The sequence below is a fragment of the Streptomyces sp. NPDC000075 genome (assembly GCF_040301925.1).
GTDB classification, from domain to species: Bacteria; Actinomycetota; Actinomycetes; order Streptomycetales; family Streptomycetaceae; genus Streptomyces; species Streptomyces polychromogenes.
The window spans coordinates 84,534-106,777 of sequence record NZ_JBEPFL010000007.1 but is presented as its reverse complement, the minus strand read 5'-3'; the positions used below and the strand labels follow the sequence as shown (position 1 = coordinate 106,777).

24 protein-coding genes are annotated in these 22,244 nt (G+C 72.1%); 15 read left to right on the top strand and 9 right to left on the bottom strand.

The features are described 5' to 3' along the window. Positions 1-22 precede the first annotated feature (22 nt). The 9 genes from ABT403_RS11175 (at position 23) to ABT403_RS11135 (ending at position 8,182) form a co-directional block, all read left to right on the top strand. Complete coding sequence (locus ABT403_RS11175) at positions 23-760, top strand: helix-turn-helix transcriptional regulator (protein ID WP_344154503.1); 738 nt, start codon at positions 23-25, stop codon at positions 758-760. After that, a complete protein-coding gene (gene sufB / locus ABT403_RS11170; RefSeq protein ID WP_344154506.1) occupies positions 757-2,172 on the top strand; it encodes a Fe-S cluster assembly protein SufB in 1,416 nt (471 codons plus the stop codon). The genes ABT403_RS11175 and sufB overlap by 4 nt, the downstream gene beginning before the upstream one ends. A 65-nt stretch (positions 2,173-2,237) precedes the next feature. After that, entirely contained in the window at positions 2,238-3,452 is a 1,215-nt protein-coding gene (gene sufD / locus ABT403_RS11165; protein WP_344154509.1) for a Fe-S cluster assembly protein SufD, read from the top strand. Continuing rightward, positions 3,452-3,769, top strand: coding sequence for a bifunctional 3-phenylpropionate/cinnamic acid dioxygenase ferredoxin subunit (locus ABT403_RS11160; RefSeq protein WP_042820167.1), 318 nt, complete (start codon positions 3,452-3,454; stop codon positions 3,767-3,769). Before sufD ends, ABT403_RS11160 begins: the two co-directional genes overlap by 1 nt. Before the next feature lie 7 nt (positions 3,770-3,776). Continuing rightward, a complete protein-coding gene (gene sufC / locus ABT403_RS11155; RefSeq protein ID WP_030846240.1) occupies positions 3,777-4,541 on the top strand; it encodes a Fe-S cluster assembly ATPase SufC in 765 nt (254 codons plus the stop codon). After that, the gene (locus tag ABT403_RS11150; RefSeq protein WP_344154517.1) at positions 4,538-5,794 is read left to right on the top strand and encodes a cysteine desulfurase; all 1,257 of its coding nucleotides are present in this window, start codon (positions 4,538-4,540) and stop codon (positions 5,792-5,794) included. Before sufC ends, ABT403_RS11150 begins: the two co-directional genes overlap by 4 nt. A 25-nt stretch (positions 5,795-5,819) precedes the next feature. Continuing rightward, complete coding sequence (sufU, locus tag ABT403_RS11145) at positions 5,820-6,281, top strand: Fe-S cluster assembly sulfur transfer protein SufU (RefSeq protein ID WP_344154520.1); 462 nt, start codon at positions 5,820-5,822, stop codon at positions 6,279-6,281. Next, entirely contained in the window at positions 6,278-6,622 is a 345-nt protein-coding gene (locus tag ABT403_RS11140) for a metal-sulfur cluster assembly factor (protein WP_007263433.1), read from the top strand. Before sufU ends, ABT403_RS11140 begins: the two co-directional genes overlap by 4 nt. Positions 6,623-6,874: 252 nt before the next feature. Next, complete coding sequence (locus ABT403_RS11135; protein WP_344154900.1) at positions 6,875-8,182, top strand: DUF3616 domain-containing protein; 1,308 nt, start codon at positions 6,875-6,877, stop codon at positions 8,180-8,182. A 12-nt stretch (positions 8,183-8,194) separates the two neighbouring features. Here ABT403_RS11135 and ABT403_RS11130 read toward each other — a convergent pair whose 3' ends face one another. Then, the gene (locus ABT403_RS11130; RefSeq protein WP_344154525.1) at positions 8,195-9,022 is read right to left on the bottom strand and encodes a hypothetical protein; all 828 of its coding nucleotides are present in this window, start codon (positions 9,020-9,022) and stop codon (positions 8,195-8,197) included. A gap of 107 nt (positions 9,023-9,129) precedes the next feature. On the opposite strand from ABT403_RS11130, the gene ABT403_RS11125 reads away from it, so the two are divergent. Continuing rightward, entirely contained in the window at positions 9,130-9,453 is a 324-nt protein-coding gene (locus ABT403_RS11125; protein ID WP_344154528.1) for a DMT family transporter, read from the top strand. Beyond that, entirely contained in the window at positions 9,453-9,989 is a 537-nt protein-coding gene (locus tag ABT403_RS11120; RefSeq protein ID WP_344154531.1) for a TetR/AcrR family transcriptional regulator, read from the top strand. Before ABT403_RS11125 ends, ABT403_RS11120 begins: the two co-directional genes overlap by 1 nt. Here the strand turns inward: ABT403_RS11120 and ABT403_RS11115 are convergent. Then, positions 9,986-10,870 carry a winged helix-turn-helix transcriptional regulator gene (locus tag ABT403_RS11115; protein ID WP_344154534.1) on the bottom strand — a complete coding sequence of 295 codons (885 nt, stop codon included), beginning with the start codon at positions 10,868-10,870 and terminating at the stop codon, positions 9,986-9,988. The two genes, ABT403_RS11120 and ABT403_RS11115, sit on opposite strands and share 4 nt — an antisense overlap. A 96-nt stretch (positions 10,871-10,966) precedes the next feature. Here ABT403_RS11115 and ABT403_RS11110 point away from each other — a divergent pair, with 96 nt between their 5' ends. Together ABT403_RS11110 and dapD are read left to right on the top strand one after the other, a co-directional pair. Next, on the top strand, positions 10,967-12,301 hold the full coding sequence (locus ABT403_RS11110) for an MFS transporter (RefSeq protein WP_344154903.1): 1,335 nt from the start codon (positions 10,967-10,969) through the stop codon (positions 12,299-12,301). A 9-nt stretch (positions 12,302-12,310) separates the two neighbouring features. Beyond that, entirely contained in the window at positions 12,311-13,291 is a 981-nt protein-coding gene (gene dapD / locus ABT403_RS11105) for a 2,3,4,5-tetrahydropyridine-2,6-dicarboxylate N-succinyltransferase (RefSeq protein ID WP_344154537.1), read from the top strand. Between the two features lie 86 nt (positions 13,292-13,377). Here dapD and ABT403_RS11100 read toward each other — a convergent pair whose 3' ends face one another. The 4 genes from ABT403_RS11100 to ABT403_RS11085 all read right to left on the bottom strand — a co-directional run bounded on the left by ABT403_RS11100 (position 13,378) and on the right by ABT403_RS11085 (position 16,884). Continuing rightward, a complete protein-coding gene (locus tag ABT403_RS11100) occupies positions 13,378-13,941 on the bottom strand; it encodes an RICIN domain-containing protein (RefSeq protein WP_344154539.1) in 564 nt (187 codons plus the stop codon). 195 nt (positions 13,942-14,136) lie between these two features. Next, positions 14,137-14,391 carry a hypothetical protein gene (locus ABT403_RS11095; protein WP_344154541.1) on the bottom strand — a complete coding sequence of 85 codons (255 nt, stop codon included), beginning with the start codon at positions 14,389-14,391 and terminating at the stop codon, positions 14,137-14,139. 143 nt (positions 14,392-14,534) lie between these two features. Beyond that, positions 14,535-14,984 (bottom strand): GNAT family N-acetyltransferase, encoded by a 450-nt coding sequence (locus tag ABT403_RS11090; RefSeq protein WP_344154544.1) that lies wholly within the window; start codon positions 14,982-14,984, stop codon positions 14,535-14,537. A gap of 58 nt (positions 14,985-15,042) precedes the next feature. Further along, the gene (locus ABT403_RS11085; protein WP_344154547.1) at positions 15,043-16,884 is read right to left on the bottom strand and encodes a DUF8508 domain-containing protein; all 1,842 of its coding nucleotides are present in this window, start codon (positions 16,882-16,884) and stop codon (positions 15,043-15,045) included. A gap of 310 nt (positions 16,885-17,194) precedes the next feature. On the opposite strand from ABT403_RS11085, the gene ABT403_RS11080 reads away from it, so the two are divergent. Then, complete coding sequence (locus ABT403_RS11080) at positions 17,195-18,697, top strand: hypothetical protein (RefSeq protein WP_344154550.1); 1,503 nt, start codon at positions 17,195-17,197, stop codon at positions 18,695-18,697. Positions 18,698-18,905: 208 nt separating this feature from the next. After that, a complete protein-coding gene (locus ABT403_RS11075; RefSeq protein WP_344154553.1) occupies positions 18,906-20,363 on the top strand; it encodes an alkaline phosphatase PhoX in 1,458 nt (485 codons plus the stop codon). Between the two features lie 27 nt (positions 20,364-20,390). On the opposite strand, the gene ABT403_RS11070 is transcribed toward ABT403_RS11075, so the two are convergent. The 3 genes from ABT403_RS11070 to ABT403_RS11060 all read right to left on the bottom strand — a co-directional run bounded on the left by ABT403_RS11070 (position 20,391) and on the right by ABT403_RS11060 (position 22,163). Further along, complete coding sequence (locus ABT403_RS11070) at positions 20,391-20,567, bottom strand: hypothetical protein (protein ID WP_344154556.1); 177 nt, start codon at positions 20,565-20,567, stop codon at positions 20,391-20,393. Between the two features lie 113 nt (positions 20,568-20,680). After that, a complete protein-coding gene (locus ABT403_RS11065; protein WP_344154559.1) occupies positions 20,681-21,889 on the bottom strand; it encodes a TerD family protein in 1,209 nt (402 codons plus the stop codon). A 52-nt stretch (positions 21,890-21,941) separates the two neighbouring features. Beyond that, positions 21,942-22,163 (bottom strand): hypothetical protein, encoded by a 222-nt coding sequence (locus tag ABT403_RS11060; RefSeq protein ID WP_344154563.1) that lies wholly within the window; start codon positions 22,161-22,163, stop codon positions 21,942-21,944. Positions 22,164-22,244 lie beyond the last annotated feature (81 nt).

Below are 22,244 nucleotides of genomic sequence, written 5' to 3'. Positions count from 1 at the left end.
CGTTGTGAAATACGGCGAACGGATGAGCGAGGCCCCCCAGGGGGAACTCGCGACCGGGGAGCGGTCAACCCGCAACCGGGTCGCGAGGTCCATCCTGGACCACGGTCCCTCCACCGTCGCCGACCTCGCGCAGCGTCTCGGCCTCACCCAGGCCGCCGTCCGCCGCCACCTCGACACGCTCGTCGCCGACGACGTGGTCGCACCCCGTGAGCAGCGTGTGTACGGCGCACGCACCCGGGGCCGGCCGGCGAAGGTCTTCGCGCTCACCGACTGCGGGCGCGACGCCTTCGACCAGTCCTACGACACGCTCGCCGCGGACGCCCTGCGCTGGATCGCGCAGTCCGTCGGCGGCGGGGAGAAGGGCGAGGCGGCCGTCGCCGCCTTCGCCCGCGCGAGGATGGCCTCACAGGCGGAGACCTACCGGGAGGCCGTCGAGGCGGCCGCACCCGCGGACCGCACCGAGGCCCTCGCGAAGGCGTTGACCGCGGACGGGTACGCTGCTACGGCGAAGAGCGCTCCCGGTCCGCACAGCGGTGAACAGCTCTGTCAGCACCACTGCCCGGTCGCACACGTCGCCGAGCAGTTTCCGCAGCTCTGCGAGGCGGAGACCGAGGTCTTCTCCCGCCTGCTCGGGACGCACGTGCAGCGCCTCGCCACGATCGCCCACGGCGACGGGGTGTGCACCACGTTCATCCCGCGAAGCGCGGCACAGCACGACACATCAGCATCTGCAAGTACGGCCGGGAGGAACCCCGCATGACCACGGAGACTGCTCACCCTGAGCTCGAGGGTCTGGGCAACTACGAGTACGGCTGGGCCGACTCCGACGCGGCCGGCGCCGCTGCCAAGCGGGGTCTGTCCGAGGACGTCGTCCGCGACATCTCGGCGAAGAAGTCCGAGCCGGAGTGGATGCTGAACCTCCGCCTCAAGGGCCTCAAGCTGTTCGGCAAGAAGCCCATGCCGAAGTGGGGCTCCGACCTGTCGGGCATCGACTTCGACAACATCAAGTACTTCGTCCGGTCCACCGAAAAGCAGGCCGAGTCCTGGGAGGACCTGCCGGAGGACATCAAGAACACGTACGACAAGCTCGGCATCCCCGAGGCGGAGAAGCAGCGCCTCGTCGCCGGTGTCGCGGCCCAGTACGAGTCCGAGGTCGTCTACCACCAGATCCGCGAGGACCTGGAGCAGCAGGGCGTCATCTTCCTCGACACCGACACCGCGCTCAAGGAGCACCCGGAGCTCTTCCAGGAGTACTTCGGCACGGTCATCCCGGTGGGCGACAACAAGTTCGCCTCGCTGAACACCGCCGTGTGGTCGGGCGGCTCCTTCATCTACGTCCCCAAGGGTGTCCACGTGGACATCCCGCTCCAGGCCTACTTCCGCATCAACACGGAGAACATGGGCCAGTTCGAGCGGACGCTGATCATCGTCGACGAGGACGCCTACGTCCACTACGTCGAGGGCTGTACCGCCCCGATCTACTCCTCGGACTCGCTGCACAGCGCCGTCGTCGAGATCATCGTCAAGAAGGGCGGCCGCTGCCGCTACACGACCATCCAGAACTGGTCGAACAACGTCTACAACCTGGTCACCAAGCGCGCCGTGGCGTACGAGGGCGCGACCATGGAGTGGATCGACGGCAACATCGGTTCCAAGGTCACCATGAAGTACCCGGCCGTCTACCTGATGGGCGAGCACGCCAAGGGCGAGACCCTGTCCATCGCCTTCGCGGGCGAGGGCCAGCACCAGGACGCCGGCTCCAAGATGGTCCACATGGCGCCGAACACCTCCTCGAACATCGTCTCCAAGTCGGTGGCGCGCGGCGGCGGCCGCACCTCCTACCGCGGCCTGGTGGAGATCGGCGAGGGCGCCTCGGGCTCCAAGTCCAACGTGCTGTGCGACGCGCTCCTGGTCGACACCATCTCCCGTTCGGACACCTACCCCTACGTCGACGTCCGCGAGGACGACGTGACGATGGGCCACGAGGCCACCGTCTCCAAGGTCTCCGACGACCAGCTCTTCTACCTGATGCAGCGCGGCCTCACCGAGTTCGAGGCCATGGCCATGATCGTGCGCGGCTTCGTCGAGCCGATCGCCAAGGAGCTGCCGATGGAGTACGCGCTGGAGCTGAACCGGCTGATCGAGCTGCAGATGGAGGGCTCGGTCGGTTAAGCACCGGCCGTCCCGTCCCCTCCGCAGCACATTCTTTGACGCAGGAAGAGAGCAGAACGACAGCCATGGCTGAGGCTCAGAACTCCCCCACTCTCGGCTCCGCTCGAGTGGGGGCACCCCCATCCGCGGGTTCCACGACCGCCGGCGCGATCGCGGTGGCCGCCGAGTCCACCGTCGCCACCCGGATGAGCGCGCCCCCGTCCTTCGACGTGGCCGACTTCCCGGTCCCGCACGGCCGCGAGGAGGAGTGGCGGTTCACCCCGCTGGCCCGCCTCAAGGGCCTGCACGACGGCACCGCGGTCGCCAACGGAACCATGAAGGCCCAGATCGACGCCCCCGAGGGCGTCACGGTCGAGTCCGTCGAGCGCGACGACGAGCGGATCGGCAAGGCCGGCACCCCCGTCGACCGCGTCGCCGCCCAGGCCTTCTCCTCGTTCGCCAAGGCCACGGTTGTCACCGTGCCCAAGGAGACCGTGCTCGCCGAGCCCATCCGGGTCGCCCTGCACGGCGAGGGCGGCACGACCTTCGGGCACACCGTCTTCGACATCAAGCCCTTCGCCGAGGCGATCATCGTGATCGACCACACCGGTGACGGCGTGCGCGCCGCCAACGTCGACATCCTCGTCGGCGACGGCGCCAAGGTGACCTTCGTGTCCGTCCAGGACTGGGACGACACCGCGGTCCACACCTCGCAGCACAACGCCCTCATCGGCCGCGACGCGAGCTTCAAGTCCGTCGTCGTGACCTTCGGCGGCGACCTCGTCCGCCTGCACCCGCGCGTCACCTACGCGGGCCCCGGCGGCGAGGCCGAGATGCTCGGCCTGTACTTCACGGACGCCGGCCAGCACCAGGAGCACCGCCTCCTGGTCACGCACGACGCCCCGCACTGCAAGTCCAACGTGGTCTACAAGGGTGCGCTCCAGGGCCAGGACGCCCACGCGGTCTGGATCGGCGACGTCCTCATCGAGAAGTCCGCCGAGGGCACCGACACCTACGAGATGAACCGCAACCTCGTCCTGACGGACGGCGCGCGCGTCGACTCGGTGCCGAACCTGGAGATCGAGACGGGCGAGATCGTCGGCGCCGGCCACGCCTCGGCCACCGGCCGCTTCGACGACGAGCAGCTCTTCTACCTCCAGGCCCGTGGTATCCCGGCCGACGAGGCCCGCCGCCTGGTCGTGCGCGGCTTCTTCGCCGAGCTCGTCCAGCAGATCGGTGTCGCGGACATCGAGGAGCGCCTCATCGCGAAGATCGAGGCCGAACTGGCGGCGGCCGTCTGATGACGTACGTCAAGGCCTGCGCGCTGAGCGAGCTGGAGGAGAACACCCCCAAGCGGGTGGAACTCGACGGCACGCCGGTGTCCATCGTCTCCACCGAGGGGGAGGTGTTCGCGATCAACGACATCTGCTCGCACGCGAACGTCTCGCTCTCGGAGGGTGAGGTCGAGGACTGCATGATCGAGTGCTGGCTGCACGGGTCGGCCTTCGACCTGCGCACCGGCAAGCCCTCCGGTCTGCCCGCGACGCGCCCCGTCCCCGTTTACCCCGTAAAGATCGAAGGGGACGACGTGCTCGTCTCCCTCACCCAGGAGTCCTGAGGTACCCATGGCTACGCTTGAAATCCACGACCTGCACGTCTCCGTCGAGGCCGAGAACGGCGCCCGCGAGATCCTCAAGGGTGTCGACCTGACGGTCAAGCAGGGTGAGACGCACGCCATCATGGGCCCCAACGGCTCCGGCAAGTCCACCCTGGCGTACTCGCTCGCCGGTCACCCGAAGTACACCATCACCGGTGGCACCGTGACCCTCGACGGCGAGGACGTCCTGGAGATGTCCGTCGACGAGCGCGCCCGCGCCGGCGTCTTCCTCGCCATGCAGTACCCGGTCGAGGTCCCCGGCGTCTCGGTCTCCAACTTCCTGCGCACCTCCGCCACCGCCATCCGCGGCGAGGCCCCCAAGCTGCGCACCTGGGTGAAGGAGGTCAAGTCCGCCATGGAGCAGCTCCAGATGGACCCGGCCTTCGCCGAGCGCAACGTCAACGAGGGCTTCTCCGGCGGTGAGAAGAAGCGCCACGAGATCCTCCAGCTGGAGCTCCTCAAGCCGAAGATCGCGATCCTCGACGAGACCGACTCCGGCCTCGACGTCGACGCCCTGCGCATCGTCTCCGAGGGCGTCAACCGCGTCCGCGAGACCGGCGAGGTCGGCACCCTGCTGATCACCCACTACACGCGCATCCTGCGCTACATCAAGCCCGACTTCGTGCACGTGTTCGCGAACGGCCGCATCGCCGAGTCCGGCGGCGCCGAGCTCGCCGACCAGCTCGAGAACGAGGGCTACGACAAGTACGTGAAGGGTGGCGCGACCGCGTGACACAGCTGCCTGGCCTCCTCGACACCGAGGCGATCCGCAAGGACTTCCCCCTGCTGGATCGTGTGGTCCACGACGGGAAGAAGATCGTTTACCTGGACAACGCGGCGACCTCGCAGAAGCCGCGCCAGGTGCTCGACGCGCTGAACGCCTACTACGAGCGGCACAACGCCAACGTCCACCGTGGCGTGCACGTGCTCGCCGAGGAGGCCACGGCACTGTACGAGGGCGCCCGCGACAAGGTCGCCGCCTTCATCAACGCGCCGAGCCGCGACGAGGTGATCTTCACCAAGAACGCCTCGGAGTCGCTCAACCTGGTCGCGAACATGCTCGGCTGGGCCGACGAGCCCTACCGGGTCGACCGCGACACCGAGATCGCCATCACGGAGATGGAGCACCACTCCAACATCGTGCCGTGGCAGCTGCTCGCGCAGCGCACGGGCGCGAAGCTGAAGTGGTTCGGCCTCACCGACGACGGCCGGCTCGACCTGTCCAACATCGAAGAGGTCATCACGGAGAAGACGAAGATCGTCTCCTTCACCCTGGTCTCCAACATCCTGGGCACGGTCAACCCGGTCGAGGCGATCGTCCGGCGGGCGCAGGAGGTCGGCGCGCTGGTGCTGATCGACGCCTCGCAGGCCGCTCCGCACATGCCGCTGGACGTACAGGCGCTCGGCGCCGACTTCGTGGCCTTCACCGGCCACAAGATGTGCGGCCCGACCGGCATCGGCGTCCTGTGGGGCCGCCAGGAGCTCCTGGAGGACCTGCCCCCGTTCCTCGGCGGCGGCGAGATGATCGAGACCGTCTCGATGCACTCGTCGACGTACGCCCCGGCTCCCCACAAGTTCGAGGCGGGTACGCCCCCGATCGCCCAGGCCGTCGGCCTCGGCGCGGCCGTGGACTACCTCACCTCGATCGGCATGGACAAGATCGCCGCGCACGAGCACGCGATCACCGAGTACGCGGTCAAGCGCCTCCAGGAGGTTCCCGACCTGCGCATCATCGGCCCCACCACGGCCGAGGACCGCGGCGCGGCGATCTCGTTCACGCTCGGTGACATCCACCCGCACGACGTGGGCCAGGTCCTGGACGAGCAGGGCATCGCGGTCCGCGTGGGACACCACTGCGCGCGCCCGGTCTGCCTGCGCTACGGAATTCCCGCGACCACGCGGGCGTCTTTCTACCTGTACTCCTCTCCCGCCGACGTCGACGCGCTGATCGACGGGCTGGAGCACGTACGGAACTTCTTCGGCTGACGAAGGCGATGAGGACGAGGACGCTGTGAAGCTGGATTCGATGTACCAGGAACTGATCCTGGACCACTACAAGCACCCGCACGGGCGCGGCCTGCGCGACGGTGACGCCGAGGTGCACCACGTCAACCCGACGTGCGGCGACGAGATCACGCTCCGCGTGAAGTACGACGGCGAGACGCTCACGGACGTCTCCTACGAGGGCCAGGGCTGCTCCATCAGCCAGGCCAGCGCGTCCGTGCTGAACGAGCTGCTCGTCGGCAAGAAGCTGCCCGAGGCGCAGAAGATCCAGGGCGTGTTCCTGGAGCTGATGCAGTCCAAGGGCAAGATCGAGCCGGACGAGGAGATGGAGGAGGTGCTGGAGGACGCGGTCGCGTTCGCCGGTGTCTCCAAGTATCCGGCGCGTGTGAAGTGTGCTCTGCTGAGCTGGATGGCGTGGAAGGACGCGACCGCCCAGGTGCTGGGCGACGCGGAGAGGAAGACGGCATGACCGAGAACGCGACGCCCGAGGCGTCGATCAAGCCGGCCACCGAGGAGGAGGTCCGCGAGGCCCTCTACGACGTGGTCGACCCCGAGCTGGGCATCGACGTCGTCAACCTGGGCCTGATCTACGGCATCCACATCGACGACGCGAACATCGCCACCCTCGACATGACCCTGACCTCGGCGGCCTGCCCGCTGACGGACGTCATCGAGGACCAGGCGAAGTCGGCGACGGAGGGCATCGTCAACGAGCTCCGCATCAACTGGGTCTGGATGCCGCCGTGGGGCCCGGACAAGATCACGGACGACGGCCGTGAGCAGCTGCGCGCGCTCGGCTTCAACGTCTGACCCACGCGGTCGCAGGAGGGCCCCCGGCACGGTCGTGCCGGGGGCCCTCCCCGCTTTCGCGGGCCCTGCCCGTTCTTCCGGGTTCTTCCGGCCGACGGCCGGTGTGCACCGGGAGTTGGCCAGGGTGGCCGAATCTTCTCGACGGTCGTCACGGTGTGACGCCGCCGTGAGGGAGAGGACCCCACCTTGAAGAAGCAGCTCGGTATCGCGGGCGCCGCGGGAACCGCCGCACTGATCGTCGCCGCGACGGTCATGCCCGCGCACGCGGTCACCTACGGGACCCCCACCATCTCGCTGTCCGCCGGCTACCTGTCGGGGTCGGTGGCCGGGGTCGGCGACCAGACCGTCAACGTCACCGTCGGGCAGAGCGGCGCCGACGTCTCCGCCCTGACCGTCAGCGCCTCCGCCTCCACCAAGGCCTCCGTCGCCGGCACCGGCGACGTCACGGTCACCGGCACCGGGGCCGTGCGGCAGCTGGCGGTCACCGCGCACGGCCGCGGCTACACCACCCTGACGATCAAGGTCACCGGGCTCGGCGGCAAGACCGCCACCAAGACCCTCTCCTACGCCGCCTCCGCCGCCGTCCAGAACCCCGCCGACGCCCGCTACTTCAGCGGCGCCTCGGACTCCTCGGCCGCCGTGGACGTGGGCGGCGGCTTCACCGTGGTCGCCGACGACGAGAACAACGTGCTGCGCCTGTACGACCGTTCCCGCTCCGACGCCCCCGTGCGCACCTGGGACTTCAGCTCCCAGCTCGGGGTCACCAAGGAGGTGGACATCGAGGGCGCCACCCGGATCGGCGACACCGTCTACTGGACGGGCTCGCTCGGCAACAACAAGGACGGCGAGTACAAGGCGCCCCGCAACACGGTGTTCACCACCACCGTCAGCGGCTCCGGCGCCGCCACGCAGCTCGCGTACGGGCGCTCGTACAAGCACCTGCGCGAGGACCTCGTCGCCTGGGACCGGGCGCACGGCGACCACTACGGCTTCGCGGCCGGCACGGCGGCGGGCCAGGCGCCCAAGCAGATCGACGGGTTCAACGTGGAGGGCCTGGAGTTCGCCCCCGGCTCCACCACCACCGCCTACGTCGGCTTCCGCGCCCCGCTCGCCCCGGCCGTCCCGGGCGGCAAGGCGCTGCTGGTGCCGGTCACCAACTTCGACCAGGTCCTCTCCAACGGGTCGGCGGCGACCTTCGGTTCCGCGATCGAGCTGGACCTCGGCGGGCTGTCGGTCCGCGACATCCGCAAGAACGCGCAGGACCAGTACCTGATCCTGGCCGGTTCCTGGGCCGCCGACGACAACTCCGATCCCTACGCGCTCTACCAGTGGGACGGGATCGCCGGACACGCCCCGGTCAAGCGGGCCGACCTGCCGACCACCGACCCGGGCGGCTGGGAGGCCATCGTCGAGGTCCCGGACCTGTCCGCGCCGGGCGCACGCGTCCAGCTGATCACCGACAGCGGCTCCGCCGACCTCTACGGGGACGGCGTCGAGGCCAAGGACCTCACGCACCCGGAGTTCAAGAAGTCCCGTGCGGCCTGGTTCACGCTGAACTGACCCGCCTGCTGATCAGGCGTCCGCCGCGAAGGCCTCGGCGAGGTGCTCGCGGCGGATCCGCCGGTCCACGTAGAGCAGGCCGGCCGGCAGCTGCGGGAAGGCCGGCAGCAGCACCAGCGCCGACAGCGCCCCCGGCAGCCCGAACCACAGCAGCAGTCCGTACCCGGCCGCCCCGGTGAACACCACCGCCGGGGCGGTCACCGCCAGCGCCCGCCACCACGCTCCGCGCACCAGGTGCGCCGAGCGGCGCAGGGCCGCCACCGGCCCGAGCCGCTCGTATCCGGCGGCGGTCGGCGCCAGCGAGGACAGCACCCCGAGCCACAGCGCGACCGGGGTCAGGGGGAGCACCGCCAGGGGCGGCACGCCCAGCGCGAGCAGGACCGCGAGGGGCCCGGCCGCGAGCAGCAGGGCCAGCAGCTGGGCGCCGAGTACGGCCGGGGTGCGGGGCAGTGCGGCGAGCAGCAGCCCCGGCGCGGTCACGGGGCGGCCGAGCACCGCCGGGCGCAGCAGGGCGGCGATCAGGGCGGTGGCCAGCGCGCAGGTGAACAGCAGGAACAGCCCCGCCGCCGGGAACAGGGTCCAGACGAAGACCCGGCTGCCCGACCTCGGGCTGAGCGAGGCCAGCGTGGCCGCTCCGGCCGCCGCGGTGACCAGCAGCCCGGCCATCAGCTGGCCCAGCAGCAGCGCGCCGCACAGCGGGCCGCCGTAGCGGCGCAGGGCGGCGAGGGCGCCGCCGAGGATGTCCGAGGTGCCCAGCGGCCGCAGGGGCACCACTCCGGGCCCGGGCCGTCCCGGGGGCAGCCAGCCGCCGCCCGGATGGGTCCCATGATGCATCGCCATGAGCGGCCCCCTGTCACCTGCGTGGGGACACCGTAGCTCCGTTGCGCGCCGGTGTCCCGGGGTCTGCGTGTGTACATGTGTACGCATCGATGCGTACAGTCGCACGCATGCCGTACGTACTGCTCGCCCTGGCCATAGCCTCCGAGGTCGCGGGCACCACCGCCATGAAGTACAGCGAGGGCTTCACCCGGCTGTGGCCCTCGCTGGGCACCCTGCTGGGCTACGCCATCGCCTTCACCCTGCTCGCCCAGACCCTCAAGTCGATGTCGGTGGGCACGGCGTACGCGATCTGGGCCGGGGTCGGCACCGCCGCCATCGCCGCGATCGGCATGGTGTTCCTGGGAGAGGCCGCCACCGCCGCGAAGATCGCCGGGATCGCGCTGGTCATCGCCGGGGTGGTCCTGCTCAACCTGGGCGGGGCGAGCCACTGATGGCCGCGCCGGTACGGCGTTACGACCCCGACCGCCGGCAGCGGATCATCGACGCCGCGATCCGGGTGGTCGGGGCCAAGGGGATCGCCGGGCTGAGCCACCGCAGCGTGGCGGCGGAGGCGGACGTACCGCTGGGCTCGACGACGTACCACTTCAAGACCCTGGACGAGCTGCTGGTGGCGGCCCTGCGGCAGGCGAACGAGGCGTGCGCGCCCGCGCTGGTGCCGCGCGCGGGCGAGGACCTCGCGGGGGCGCTGGCCCGCCTGCTGGGGGAGCTGCTGACCGCCGGCCGGGGGCGGGCGGAGCTGGAGTACGAGCTCTACCTGGAGGCCCTGCGCCGGCCCGCGCTGCGGCCGGTCGCCGCCGAGTGGTGCGGGGCCGTCGTCGCGGCGCTGGCGGACCACACGGATCCGCTGACGGCGCGGGCGCTGGTGGCGGTGATGGACGGCATCAGCCTCCAGACCCTGCTGACCGACACCCCGTACGACGCCGCATACGCCCGGGACCTCCTCGGCCGGGTACTGCGCCCCGCCTAGGCGGAGCTCGCCGCCGCCCGCACCGCCGCCAGCGCCGCGGCCACGCTCGCCTCGATGTCCCGGACCGGGTAGAACACCTCCCGCACCACCCGCTCCCGGTCCAGCACCAGCGTCAGCCGCTTGATCCGGCTCACCCCCGCCGCGCGGAACGTCGGCAGCCGCAGGGCCGTGACCAGGCCGAGGTCCGCGTCCGACAGGAGCGGGAACCGCAGCCGCTCGGCCTCCGCGAACTCCCGCTGCTCGTCCGGCCGCTGAGTCGAGACCCCGTGCACGGTGGCGCCGGCCGCCGTGAACTCCGCGAGCTGGTCGCGGAAGGTGCAGGACTCCAGCGTGCACCCCCTCGCGCCCGGGATCCCGCCCCAGCCGGGCGGGTAGGACTCGGCGCGGGCGTACGCGCCGGGGAAGCAGTACAGGACGGTGAACGGGGTGTCCGCCACCGGGTCGCGGAGCTCGCCGGACCGGTCCGGCAGCAGCAGCCCGGGCAGCCGGGTACCGCGCAGCGCGTGGACCCGTGCGGCCTCCTTCGAGGACTCCTCGGTGGTGGCGGTCATCTCTCCCTCTCCCAGGACCCAGGTGTCACCCCAGTCCTGGAGGGCCACCAGGACCGGCAGCAGCCCCCGCCCGCGCGGGGTCAGCCGGTACTCGTGCCGCACCGGGCGCTCCTGGTACGGCTCGCGCGTCAGCACCCCGGCCTCGACCAGCAGCTTCAGCCGCTCGGCGAGCACCTTCCGGGACACCCCCAGCTCCCGCTGGAGCTCCTCGAACCGGTACAGCCCGCGCGCGGTGTCGCGCACGATCAGCAGCGTCCACCAGTCGCCCACGACGTCGAGGGCCTGGGCGATGGAGCAGTCCGCGTCGCCGAGGTGCGTGCGCTGGGCCATGGGAACTCCTTTGTCCGTTGACCCCAGGCTGTCATGCTGACATAGTCCGTTCCCAAAAGGAACTTACTCGGTCGCGATGAGGGGGACACGGGTGTGCTGCAGGGGTTCAAGGACGTACCGAGGGTCGTGTGGCTGCTGGCTGCGGGGGTGTTCGTCAACGCCGTCGTCAGCTTCACGTTCGTCTTCGTCTTCCTCTACCTGACCGGCCCGCGCGGCCTGGGCGCCGCCCAGGCCGGCGTCGTCACCGGCATCGGCGGCATCGGCCTGGTCGCCGGCAACTTCACCGGCGGCTGGTACGGCGACCGCTTCGGCCACCGCCGGGTCCTGCTCGCGGCCTCCGCGCTCGGCGGGCTGACCCTGATGACCCTGCCGCCGCTGCCCACGCCGCTGCTGTACGCGGCGCTGCCGCTGGCCCAGTACGCGAACGGCGTGGTGCGGGCGGCCAACTCCGCGCTGGTCGCCGTGACCGTCCCCGAGGGCGCCCGCCGGCAGGCCTTCGCCGTCGTGCGGTGCGTGTCCAACGGCGGCTTCACCCTCGGCCCGCCGCTCGGGGCCCTGGTCGCGGCGGGGCTCTCGTACGACTGGCTCTTCCTCGCGGACGGCCTCGGCACCCTCTTCTTCGCCCTCTGGACCGCCCGCGTCGTCCCGGCGCGCGGCGCGGCCCGCACCCCCGCCGCGGCCCCGGACGGGGGTCGGGGCCGCGGCGGGGTGTGGGCCGAACTGCGGGCACGGCCCGCGGTGCTCGTACTGCTCGGCGCGATCCTCGTCGCGGACACGGTCTACCGCCAGCAGTACTTCACCTTCCCCGTCTTCCTCGCCGACCACGGCCTCGACGTCCGCGCCTTCGGCCTGGCCATCGCCGTCAACGGGGCCGTCATCCTGCTGCTGGAGCTGCCCGCCGCCGTCGCCCTGCGGGCCCGGCCGCCGCTGGCGGTGATCGGCAGCGGACTGGTGCTGGTCGGCGCCGGGTACGCGGCGCTGCTCGCCGGCGCGGGCGCGGCCACCGCCGTCGCCATGATGGTGCTCGTCAGCCTCGGCGAGATCCTCTACAAGACCACCGCCACCGCTTACGTCGCCGACCAGGCCCCGGAGCACGCCGTCGGACGGTTCCAGAGCCTGTACGCCGGGGTTTCCGTCAGCGGGACCGTCCTCGCCCCGCCCGCCGGCGGGGCCCTGTACGCGGCCGCGCCCTGGCTGCTGTGGCCGCTGTGCGCGGCGCTGGCCGCCGGAGCGGGGGCGGTGCTGATCCGGCTGTCGATGCGGCAGGGCCGGGCGGCCGCGGTGGCCCCGGACGAACGCCCGGGCGGCGGCGGGGACGCGTCCGGGGCGCCGGACGGGGCGTCGGCCGGGGCCACCGGGGACGGGGTGGGGCGACACGGGCCGCGCCCGGCACATGAGACCGGTTCGCGGCCGCGGCCCGTCGCCGGTTAGGTTTCTGGCATGACTGCTACGCGTACCACCGGCGCCGTCGCCGCCGGACTTGCCACACTCGCCGCCGACGGCACCGTCCTCGACACCTGGTTCCCCGCCCCCGAGCTCTCCGCCGAGCCCGGCCCGGCCGGCACCGAGCGCCTCACCGCCGAGCAGGCCGTGGAGCTCCTCGGCGCCGCCGCGGCCAAGGCCCTGCGCTCGGACGCGGTCCGCGGTGTCGAGGTCGTAGCCGTCCGCACCGTGATCGCCTCCCTGGAGGACAAGCCGCTCGACGCGCACGACGCGTACCTGCGCCTGCACCTGCTCAGCCACCGCCTGGTCAAGCCGCACGGCCAGAACCTGGACGGCGTCTTCGGCCTCCTCGCCAACGTCGCCTGGACCTCGCTGGGCCCGGTCGCCGTCGACCAGGTCGAGACCGTCCGGCTGAACGCGCGCGCCGAGGGCCTGCACCTCCAGGTCACCTCGATCGACAAGTTCCCCCGCATGACCGACTACGTCGCCCCCAAGGGCGTGCGCATCGCCGACGCGGACCGCGTCCGCCTCGGCGCGCACCTGGCCGAGGGCACCACCGTCATGCACGAGGGCTTCGTCAACTTCAACGCCGGCACCCTGGGCACCTCCATGGTCGAGGGCCGCATCTCCGCGGGCGTCGTCGTCGGCGACGGCTCCGACATCGGCGGCGGCGCGTCCACCATGGGCACCCTCTCGGGCGGCGGCAAGCAGATCATCTCGATCGGCGAGCGCACCCTGATCGGCGCCGAGGCGGGCATCGGCATCGCGCTCGGCGACGAGTGCGTCGTCGAGGCCGGCCTCTACGTCACCGCCGGCACCCGGGTGACCCTGCCGGACGGCCAGGTGGTCAAGGCCCTGGAGCTCTCCGGCGCCGACAACATCCTCTTCCGCCGCAACTCGGTCACCGGCGCCGTCGAGGCCCGCCCGTACAAGGCGAACTGGGGCGGCCTCAACGAGGTCCTGCACAGCCACAACTGACCCTCACGGGGCCGGCGGCCCCGCCGCCCGTCAGCGCGGAGTGCCCTCCCGGTCCGCCGGGAGGGCACTCGTGCGTCCGGGTGCGTTCAGCCCGAGGGCTGCAGGGTCCAGCGGCGCGAGGGGTGCGTGTCGCAGGTGAACTGGACGAGTTCGCGGTTGTTGTCGCTGACGGTGCCCCCGGCGACGGTGGCGCACTTGTCGGTCTGCTGGTTGACGATCTGGTAGGACTCGCCGTCCCAGTTGGCGAGGCGCCAGCGGCGCGAGGGGTGCGAGTCGCAGTCGAACTGGACGAGCTTCAGGTTGTTCTCGGTGGAGGTCCCACCCGCCACGGTCATGCACTTCGCCGTCTTGCGGTTGACGATCTGGTAGGACTCGCCGTCCCAGTTGGTGATGAGCCAGCGGCGCGAGCGGTCCGCGTCGCAGTCGAACTGCACCAGCGGCATGTTGTTGTCGATCGAGGTGCCGCCGGCGACGGTGGCGCACTTGTCGGTCTGGAGGTTGACGATCTGGAAGACGCCCTGGACCGGTCCCGCCGGGGTGCCGGGCGCCGCCGGCCGCGCGATCGCGGGGGCGGGCAGCAGCATGAGGCCTCCGGCGGCACAGACCGCGGACGAGGTCAGGAAGCGGCGTACCGGAGTGTTCCTGCGCATGGAAGGGCTCCCTCCTGCGCTGCGGAGGAGGTGGGGAGGGGGGACAGCGCGGCGCGGGCGGTCGGATCGCTCCGGCCCCGCGAAGGCGGGCTGCCGGCGGGCCGTCGACCGGGGCGGCCTACGGCTGCCCCTCCCACTATCGGCGCACCCGACCGGCCCCGCAACCGAGGTCGCCGCGGCCGCGTCAGGGGGCCTTCAGTGCAGCGGGATCGTGCGGACCAGGCCCGCGAACGCCTCCTGCTCCGCCTGCGTCAGCTCCACCGACTCCATCGGGTGCCCGGACGCCGTGCGCTGGGACGGGATCACCGGCAGGCCCTCGTAGGCGTCCGGCTCCGGGTGGTGGAAGCGGCTGTCCCACAGGATGTGGCCCAGGCCGAGCACCCAGACGAGGGCGGCCACGAGCAGGACGGCGAGGCCGATTTCCTGGACGAGGGAGATGGAGGGGAACACGCGGCCTCCAGGATGCGGGCGGTACAAGAAGGACAAGATCGGACGTGGGGGACACTCAACACCACAACCGGTCCATTTGGGCGGCGTTGTGTCCAGCGTCACGCCAGGGCCGAAAGTCCCCGATCCGCCCGGCAAGGGACCGCTCAGGGCTCCAGCCGCAGCTTGAATCCCTCGTGGCTGCGGACGTAGCCGAGCCGCTCGTAGAAGCGGTGAGCCTCCTCGCGCCGCTTGTCGCTGGTCAGCTGGACCAGCCCGCAGCCCCGCGCGCGGGCCCGCTCGGCGGCCAGCCGCATCAGCTCCGCGCCCAGGCCCCCGCCGCGCCGGTCCGCGCGGATCCGCACGGCCTCCACCAGCGCCCGCTCCCGGCCGCCCTGCCCCAGGCCCGGGACGTAGGTCAGCTGGAGGGAGCCGATGACCGCCTCCCCGTCGTCCAGGACCAGCACCTCGTTGCGCGGGTCGGCCTCGATGTCGGCGAACGCCCGCTCGTACGCCTCGCCGACCACGACCGAGGCCGGATCGGTGACCCGCTCCTCGTCGGCCAGCAGGGCGAGGACGGCGGGCAGGTCTCGGCGGGTGGCGGCGCGGAAGATCATGGCCGGAGTGTGGCAGAGGGGCCGGGCCGTCGCGGCGGCCGGCCCCTCCTGGCGGGTGTTACGGGCGGAAGCGCAGCACCTGCGGGTCGTGGTCGCTGTTCTGGACCGAGAACTCGGCGTTGATGTGCACGCTGTCGTAGGCGTAGTTCTTGATCGCAGGGCTCACCAGGATCTGGTCCAGGACCTGCGCGTTGCCCTGGTAGACGTAGGAGTACCGTTCCGCCTTCGGCAGCGACTTGATCGCCGAGTACAGCGCCCCGCCGTCCTCCAGCGCCTTCGCCGTGTTGGAGAACTCGAAGTCGTTGATGTCGCCGAGGGCGAGGACGTCCGCGTTCTTGTCGGTGGCGAGGATCTCCTTGACGAAGGTGTTCACCGCCTGCGCCTGGAGCAGCCGCTTGTCCTCGGACTTGCGTACCGGGGGCTGGTGCTGCGAGGTCAGGCCCTCGTCGCCGCCCTTGGAGCTGAAGTGGTTGGCGATCACGAAGACCGTGCGGCCGCGGAAGACGAACTCGCCGGCCAGCGGCTTGCGGCTGTCGGCCCACGCCGGGTTCGCCGGGTCGATCCGGCCGGGGGAGTGGGTCAGGGCGGCCTTGCCGTTCTCCTTGGCCACACCGGTCGCGGTCAGCGCGTCGCCGGCCGCGCGGTCGGTGAAGGAGACCCGGGCGGGGTTGAAGAGGAACACCTGGCGGATGTTGCCGCCGGGCTCGCCGCCGTCCTTGTTGTTCTCGGGGCTGATGTACCGCCACTGGTAGGCCGGGCCGCCCGCCGCCGTGATGGCCGCGGTGAACTTCTTGACGGTCTCCTCGGCCGAGACGGTGCCGTCGTTCTTGGCGCCGTTGTCGTCCTGGATCTCCTCCAGGGCGACGATGTCGGGCGAGGCCAGGTTCTGGACGACCGCCTTGGCCAGGTTGTCGAACTTCTCCTGCGGGTCGCCCGGGTCGAGGTTCTCGACGTTGTACGTGGCCACCGCGAGCTCGCCGGGCGACTGGGCCTTGGTCTTCTCGGGGGCGAGGGTGCCCGCCTTGACCGTGCCGAGGGTGCGGGCCACCAGGGTGTAGCCGCCGAACTGGTTGAAGTCGAGGGGGCCCTCGGTGGTGCCGGTCAGCCGGTCGCCGACGTTGGCCACCGGGAAGGGCTGCTGCGCGAGCGGCGCGAGCTGCTGGACCTGGAGGCGGCCGGTGTTCTGGGACTCGTAGGAGCCGTAGAGCGTGCCGCCGCGCTTGAGGGTGTTCTCCCAGCCCTTCACCGTCACCCACATCTCCGCGTGCGGGTCGGTGGCGCCGACCACGCGGGAGTTGCCGATCCGGACGTTCATGCCCTCCAGGGACTCGTAGTAGTCCAGGGCGTAGCGCGAGGGCTCCAGGGCCAGGCCGTTGATGCTGCCGCCGGCGGCCGGGTCGCCGGCCGGGGCGTACTCCGCCGGGACGGAGTACTCGTCGACGACGGTGGCCTCGGGCAGCGCGTTGCCGGAGGAGACCACGGTCACGGTGGGCTTGGCGATCTGGGTGACCGACTGGTTGCCGGAGGCGGCCCCGCCCGGGACGTACTCGCCGACGGTGCCCGAGACCTTCACGGCGTCGCCGACGGCCACGGTCGGGACGGAGTTGGTGAAGACGAAGACGCCCTCGCTCGTGGCGGGGTCGTCGTCGGCGTCGGGGTCCTGGATCCAGAAGCCGCGCGAGCCATAGGTGCGCACGCCCGTGACGATGCCCTGGACGTCGGCGACGGCCTTGCCGTTCAGCGGGGATATCCGGGTGGTGCCCTGGATGTCGTGGATGCGTACCGGATCGGCGGACACGGCGCCTTCCGCCGCGTCGGCCGTGCCCGCGAGCAGGCCGGAGGCCAGCGCGGCGGCGACGACGGCGGCGACGGCGGCGGAACGGGGATGCGATGAGCGCATGTGAGGGAACTCCGGTGTGTGGAGGAAGAGGGGGGTGGGATTTGACGGTCCCTTAACGTCTACGCGCGTCAATCTCCTGCTTGACCAGCGAAGTTGTCAAGGTCTCCAGGAAATACGACAGCTGACTGTGGGATGAACTGACGGTTCCGCTCCGACGGGGCGGCGCCGGATGCGTCTACGCTTGGTCGCCGCAAGAGATCTGACGGTCCTTCCGCGACCGCCTCCGGTCCCACCGCGGCCGTTCCGCTCCGTTGTACTCCGTCCCGATTCGCCCCGCCGTCCCGCGCGCCCGTCCGAGGAGAACCACCCCATGTCCGCAGAGCCGCACTCCACGCTGCCGCCGGTACGGCTGCACTCCGATGCGGAGCTGGCCCGCGACGCCCTCGTCGCCCCGCTGTTCGCCCGCGCCGTACGCCTCGCCCGCTGGGCCGGACCCGGCACCCGGGTCGACGTCGGCGGCGAACTCGTCGCCGACCAGCTGCCCGCGGCCGCCGAGGAGCTCGGCCTCGACCCCGCCGACGAGGACTCGCCGGTGTACGCGAGCCAGGCCTGGCGGGTCGCCGTGGACACCGGCCTGGTCGACGTGACGGAACCGGAGGAGGACAGCGGCGACGGCGCGGACGGCGCCGAGCCCGAGTACGGCACCGCCGCGCCCGGCGAGGACCTCCCCCTGCTGGCCGGCGGCGCGCCCGCCGACGTGCTCGACCTGTGGCTGGCGGCCCTGGACACCGTCCTCGCGGACGCCGCCGTACCCGACCTGGACGAGCTCGTCGACGCCCTGGACGCGGGCGGCGAGATCGACTTCGACCGGCTCGACTGGAACCCGCAGCGCGAGGCCGACTTCCTCGACGGGGTGCTCGCCAACCTCTACCTGCTCAGCGTCTCCGAGGGCGCCCCGGGCGACGGCCGGGTGCCGCTGCCCGTGCTCGCCGCCTCGATGATCATGTCGGACGACATGGGCGACCCCTCCGACGCCGTCCTGGAGCAGGTCTCGGACGCGATGATGCGCCTCGACGACCAGTTCCGGCAGCTGGAGCCGATCGGGCTCGTCGACTACCACCCCGTCGACGAGGCGCTGATGGCGGAGGCCGACGACCTCGCCGACGCGGACGCCGCCGCCGGTGGCCCGGGCCAGGCGGAGGACGACGAGGACATCACCCGCTACGGGATGGTCCGGCTGACCCCGCTCGGCCTGTACGGCGTCCGCGCCCGCATGCTGGAGGCCGGGGTCGAGGCCCCCGCCATCGGCGAACTGGCCGGCAAGGGCGCGGACGCGCTGCTCGACGCGGTCTCCTTCTACCCGGAGGACGCCGCCCAGGCCGAGATCGAGCAGTGGCTGGCCGGCCGGGAGCTGCCCGTCGCCGTCGCCGAGCTGCTGGCCGCGGCCCGGGGCGACGACGAGGCCGCCCCGCTGCGCCGGCTGCGCTGCCAGCAGGCCCTCACCCCCGCCGGGCCGGAGGCCGAGCCGGCGGTGCGGGCCGTGCTGGACGACCCCCAGCTGGGCGGGCTCGCCCGGGTCTGGCTGGCGGAGCACGGGGCGGCGGACGTACCGGCCCCGGACCAGGAGATGGTGTTCTGGCTGACGGTGGACACCATCGCGGCTCAGCTCGCCGCCGACGGGGAGACCGAGGAGCTGCCGCTGCTCATGCGCAGCCTGACGGAGCACCACACCGGCTTCTTCGACCAGGTGTGGCGGGTCGAGCACCCGGCGACCGCCTACGTGCTGGAGGCCATGGGCCGGCTGCATCCGGACAAGAAGGCCGCGAAGGAGGCCCGCAAGGCCGCGTTCAAGGCCCGGTCCCGGCAGCCCTGACCCGGTACGCGCCGGGGGAGAGCGTGGGGCGCGGCTGCGGAGGGGGGTCGTAACAGGCCTTTTCCGCTGGCGGAGTTCGCCATTCCGTCCGGCGGCAAGGGGCCGGTCCGTGTTCGCGGGGAAGTCAGCCGCCGTTCACGTACGGCCGGGAGCGTGTGCGCCGACGACCGTACGTCAGGCGCACCACCTCCCCACTCCAGGAGATCCGATGCCCCTCAGCCGCAGAGACTTCACCGCCCGCACGGCCCTCGCCGGCGCGGGCGTCGCGCTCACCGGAACGGTCGGCGCCCTCGCCACCGCACCCGGGGCCCTGGCCGCCGACGACCCGGGCCCCGGCGCGGCCGACGCGGCACAGGGGCACGGGCGGCCCCAGACCCCCGGCTACGGCCCGCTCCTGCCGGACCCGCACGGACTCCTCGCGCTGCCCGCCGGGTTCGCCTACCGGGTGATCACCCACAGCGGTGTCACCACCCTCGACTCCGGCGAGAGCACCCCGTCCAACCACGACGGCACGGCCGCCTTCGAGGGGGCCCGCGGCGTCACCCTCCTCGTCAACAACCACGAGCTGAAGGGGCCGCGGGCGAACTGGGCCCACCCCGTCCCGCTGGCCGAGGGCCTCGTCTACGACCCGGCCGCCTCCGGCGGCTGCACCGTCGTCGAGGTCCGGCGCGGCGGCGAGGTCGCCGAATGGGTGGGCATCGCCGGCACCTCCACCAACTGCGCGGGCGGGGCGACCCCGTGGGGCACCTGGCTGACCTGCGAGGAGACCGAGGACCTGGCCGGCAAGAACGGCATGACCAAGGACCACGGCTACGTCTTCGAGGTGGACCCCCACGACCGGCGCGCGGGCCGCGACCCCCGGCCGGTCAAGGCCTTCGGGCGCTACGCCCACGAGGCCGTCGTCATCGACCCGCGCCACGGCCACGCCTACCTGACCGAGGACGCCTCGGGCCCCAACGGGCTGCTCTACCGCTGGACCCCGCCGGAGGGCTTCCGGCACGGCCGGGGGCGGCTGCGCACCCTCGCGCCGGACGCCGGGGTGCTGGCGGCCGCCAAGTGCTTCGACAAGGCCGGGCAGTTCGTGGACGACCTCTCGCGCGCCACGAAGACCGGGACCGTGTACGGGGTCGACTGGGTGGAGGTCACCGACCGCGACGCCCGCAGCCTCTCGGTGCGCAAGCAGTTCGCGGCGGGCGCCGTGACCCGGGCGCGCAAGCTGGAGGGCATGTGGTGGGCCGACGGCGGCGCCTACTTCGTCTCCTCCTACGCCCGTGAGGAGAGCCCGGGCGCCGCGCACGACGGGCAGGTGTGGTTCTACGACCCCAAGCGGCGCACGATCCGGCTCGTCGTCCTCATCGGGGTGAACGCCACCCCGGACGCCGAGGGCGGCTACGACGGCCCCGACAACATCACCGTCTCCCCGTACGGGGGCCTGGTCATCGCCGAGGACGGGAACGGGCTGCAACACCTGCTCGGGGCCACCGAGTCGGGCCGCGTCTACCCGCTGGCGCGCAACGAACTGAACATCGGCACGCCGGAGAAGCCGGAGTACTCCGAGTTCACCGGGGTCTGCTTCTCCCCGGACGGGCACACCCTGTACGCCAACATCCAGGAGCCGGGCATCATGCTGGCGATCACCGGCCCGTGGCGGCGCACCCCGCGCTGACGGGGGCCGGCAGCGCGCCGGCGGGGTCTACCAGGCCGTGGCCATCTCCGCGCGGGAGGCCGCGGCCCACTCCTCCAGGAGGAACTCGTACGCCTCCGAGGGCCACTCCCCGTCCGCCCAGGTCTCGACGAGGTGCCGTATCGCCTCGTTCGCCTCGGCGGCGGACGGGCGGGCGGGACCCGCGGGGCGGAGTGAAGTCTGCATGCCCCCAAGGCTACGGGTGGCCACTGACAGCCACCTCCGCATTACGCGTGGCATCGGTCACCCGGGCCGCCCGGGCCCGGGTGACCGGCGGCGGCACAGGCCCGCCCACCTGCTCAGAGTGCCTGGGAGGCCGGCTTGACCATCCCGCGCACTGTGCGGGACTTCACAAAGTCGCCCATGGCCGTCATCTCCCACTCGCCGGAGAACTGCTTGATCAGCTTGGCCATCATCACGCCGGTCTGGGGCTCGGCGCCGGTCAGGTCGAAGCGCACCAGCTCCTCGTCGGTCGCGGCGTCGATGAGCCGGCAGTAGGCCTTGGCGACCTCGGTGAACTTCTGGCCGGAGAAGGAGTTGACCGTGAAGACCAGGCCGCTGACCTCGGCGGGCAGCCGCCCGAGGTCGACGACGATCACCTCGTCGTCCCCGGCGCCCTCGCCGGTGAGGTTGTCGCCCGAGTGCTTGACCGAGCCGCCCAGGATCGAGAGCTTGCCGAAGTAGCAGGCGTCGACGAAGTCGCGCTGCGGGCCGTACGCGATGACCGACGCGTCGAGGTCGATGTCCCGCCCGCCGAACGCGGGCTCCCAGCCCAGACCCATCTTGACCTGCGAGAGCAGCGGGCGGCCGCCCTTGACGAGGGAGACCGTCTGGTTCTTCCGCAGGCTGACTCGGCCCTTGTCGAGGTTGATCTTCCCCGTGGCCGGGGGAGCGGAGGGCGCGGCCGGGGGCGCCGGGGGCATGGGAGGCGGGGTGACGGCGGCCGGAGCCGGCGGCGCGACCGGAGCGGGCACGGGCGCTGCGGGCACGGGCGCGGCGGCCGGTTCCTCGTCGACGGAGACCCCGAAGTCGGTGGCGATGCCCGCGAGCCCGTTGGCGTACCCCTGGCCGACCGCGCGCACCTTCCACACGCCGCCGCGCCGGTACACCTCGACGACCACCAGGGCCGTCTCCGTCCCGAGCCGGGGCGGGGTGAAGGTGGCGATCACCGCGCCGCCGGCCGCGTCCCGCACGGTGGCGGTGGGCTCGATGCCCTGGAAGCTCTGCCCGGCCGCGTCGGGGCTGGCCGTGACCACGATCCGCTCGATGCCGGGCGGCAGCGCGGCGGTGTCCACGGTGATCGAGTCCGGCGCCGCCCCGCCGCCGGACCGGTAGCTGACACCGGGGCCGGAGGGCTGGTTGTAGAAGATGAAGTCGGCGTCGGAGCGCACCTTGCCGTCCGCCGCGAGCAGCAGGCCCGACACGTCGAGCCGGACCGGGGCGGCCACGTCCACCGTCACGCGGGTGGTGTTGAGCGGCAGGTTGGAACCAGGGGTCATAGCGGTCATGCCGGGAGAACGACCGGCGCCGCTTTGCCGTTCCCTTACCCTCGGCGTGTTTTCAGCGCCGGTTGCGCGGGTGCTCGCGGGCCGTGCGCTCGTTGCCGAACTTGTAGGAACCGGTCCAGCGGGCCATCACCAGCTGGGCGTCCCCGGACTCCGCCTCGGCGAGGAACCGCTGCGCCCGGCCGCCCCGCAGGGTGGCCGCGGTGCGGCCCCGGTGCGTGATGACGACCGTGCCGTCGCCGTGTACCCCGTACGAGAATCCCTGTGCCCGCCCCATGGGGCCCAGCCTGCCCCGCCGGGGGCGGGGGCGGCAACGCGATTACCCGCGCCGCCCCCGCCGCCCCGCCCTCCGGCGGGC

Coding starts and splice junctions, on each gene's coding strand:
- ABT403_RS11175 (WP_344154503.1), top strand. CDS start 23: ATGAGCGAGGCCCCCCAGGGGGAACTCGCGACCGGGGAGCGGTCAACC.
- sufB (WP_344154506.1), top strand. CDS start 757: ATGACCACGGAGACTGCTCACCCTGAGCTCGAGGGTCTGGGCAACTAC.
- sufD (WP_344154509.1), top strand. CDS start 2,238: ATGGCTGAGGCTCAGAACTCCCCCACTCTCGGCTCCGCTCGAGTGGGG.
- ABT403_RS11160 (WP_042820167.1), top strand. CDS start 3,452: ATGACGTACGTCAAGGCCTGCGCGCTGAGCGAGCTGGAGGAGAACACC.
- sufC (WP_030846240.1), top strand. CDS start 3,777: ATGGCTACGCTTGAAATCCACGACCTGCACGTCTCCGTCGAGGCCGAG.
- ABT403_RS11140 (WP_007263433.1), top strand. CDS start 6,278: ATGACCGAGAACGCGACGCCCGAGGCGTCGATCAAGCCGGCCACCGAG.
- ABT403_RS11135 (WP_344154900.1), top strand. CDS start 6,875: ATGCCCGCGCACGCGGTCACCTACGGGACCCCCACCATCTCGCTGTCC.
- ABT403_RS11130 (WP_344154525.1), bottom strand. CDS start 9,022: ATGGCGATGCATCATGGGACCCATCCGGGCGGCGGCTGGCTGCCCCCG.
- ABT403_RS11125 (WP_344154528.1), top strand. CDS start 9,130: ATGCCGTACGTACTGCTCGCCCTGGCCATAGCCTCCGAGGTCGCGGGC.
- ABT403_RS11120 (WP_344154531.1), top strand. CDS start 9,453: ATGGCCGCGCCGGTACGGCGTTACGACCCCGACCGCCGGCAGCGGATC.
- ABT403_RS11115 (WP_344154534.1), bottom strand. CDS start 10,870: ATGGCCCAGCGCACGCACCTCGGCGACGCGGACTGCTCCATCGCCCAG.
- dapD (WP_344154537.1), top strand. CDS start 12,311: ATGACTGCTACGCGTACCACCGGCGCCGTCGCCGCCGGACTTGCCACA.
- ABT403_RS11100 (WP_344154539.1), bottom strand. CDS start 13,941: ATGCGCAGGAACACTCCGGTACGCCGCTTCCTGACCTCGTCCGCGGTC.
- ABT403_RS11090 (WP_344154544.1), bottom strand. CDS start 14,984: ATGATCTTCCGCGCCGCCACCCGCCGAGACCTGCCCGCCGTCCTCGCC.
- ABT403_RS11085 (WP_344154547.1), bottom strand. CDS start 16,884: ATGCGCTCATCGCATCCCCGTTCCGCCGCCGTCGCCGCCGTCGTCGCC.
- ABT403_RS11080 (WP_344154550.1), top strand. CDS start 17,195: ATGTCCGCAGAGCCGCACTCCACGCTGCCGCCGGTACGGCTGCACTCC.
- ABT403_RS11075 (WP_344154553.1), top strand. CDS start 18,906: ATGCCCCTCAGCCGCAGAGACTTCACCGCCCGCACGGCCCTCGCCGGC.
- ABT403_RS11070 (WP_344154556.1), bottom strand. CDS start 20,567: ATGCAGACTTCACTCCGCCCCGCGGGTCCCGCCCGCCCGTCCGCCGCC.
- ABT403_RS11065 (WP_344154559.1), bottom strand. CDS start 21,889: ATGACCGCTATGACCCCTGGTTCCAACCTGCCGCTCAACACCACCCGC.
- ABT403_RS11060 (WP_344154563.1), bottom strand. CDS start 22,163: ATGGGGCGGGCACAGGGATTCTCGTACGGGGTACACGGCGACGGCACG.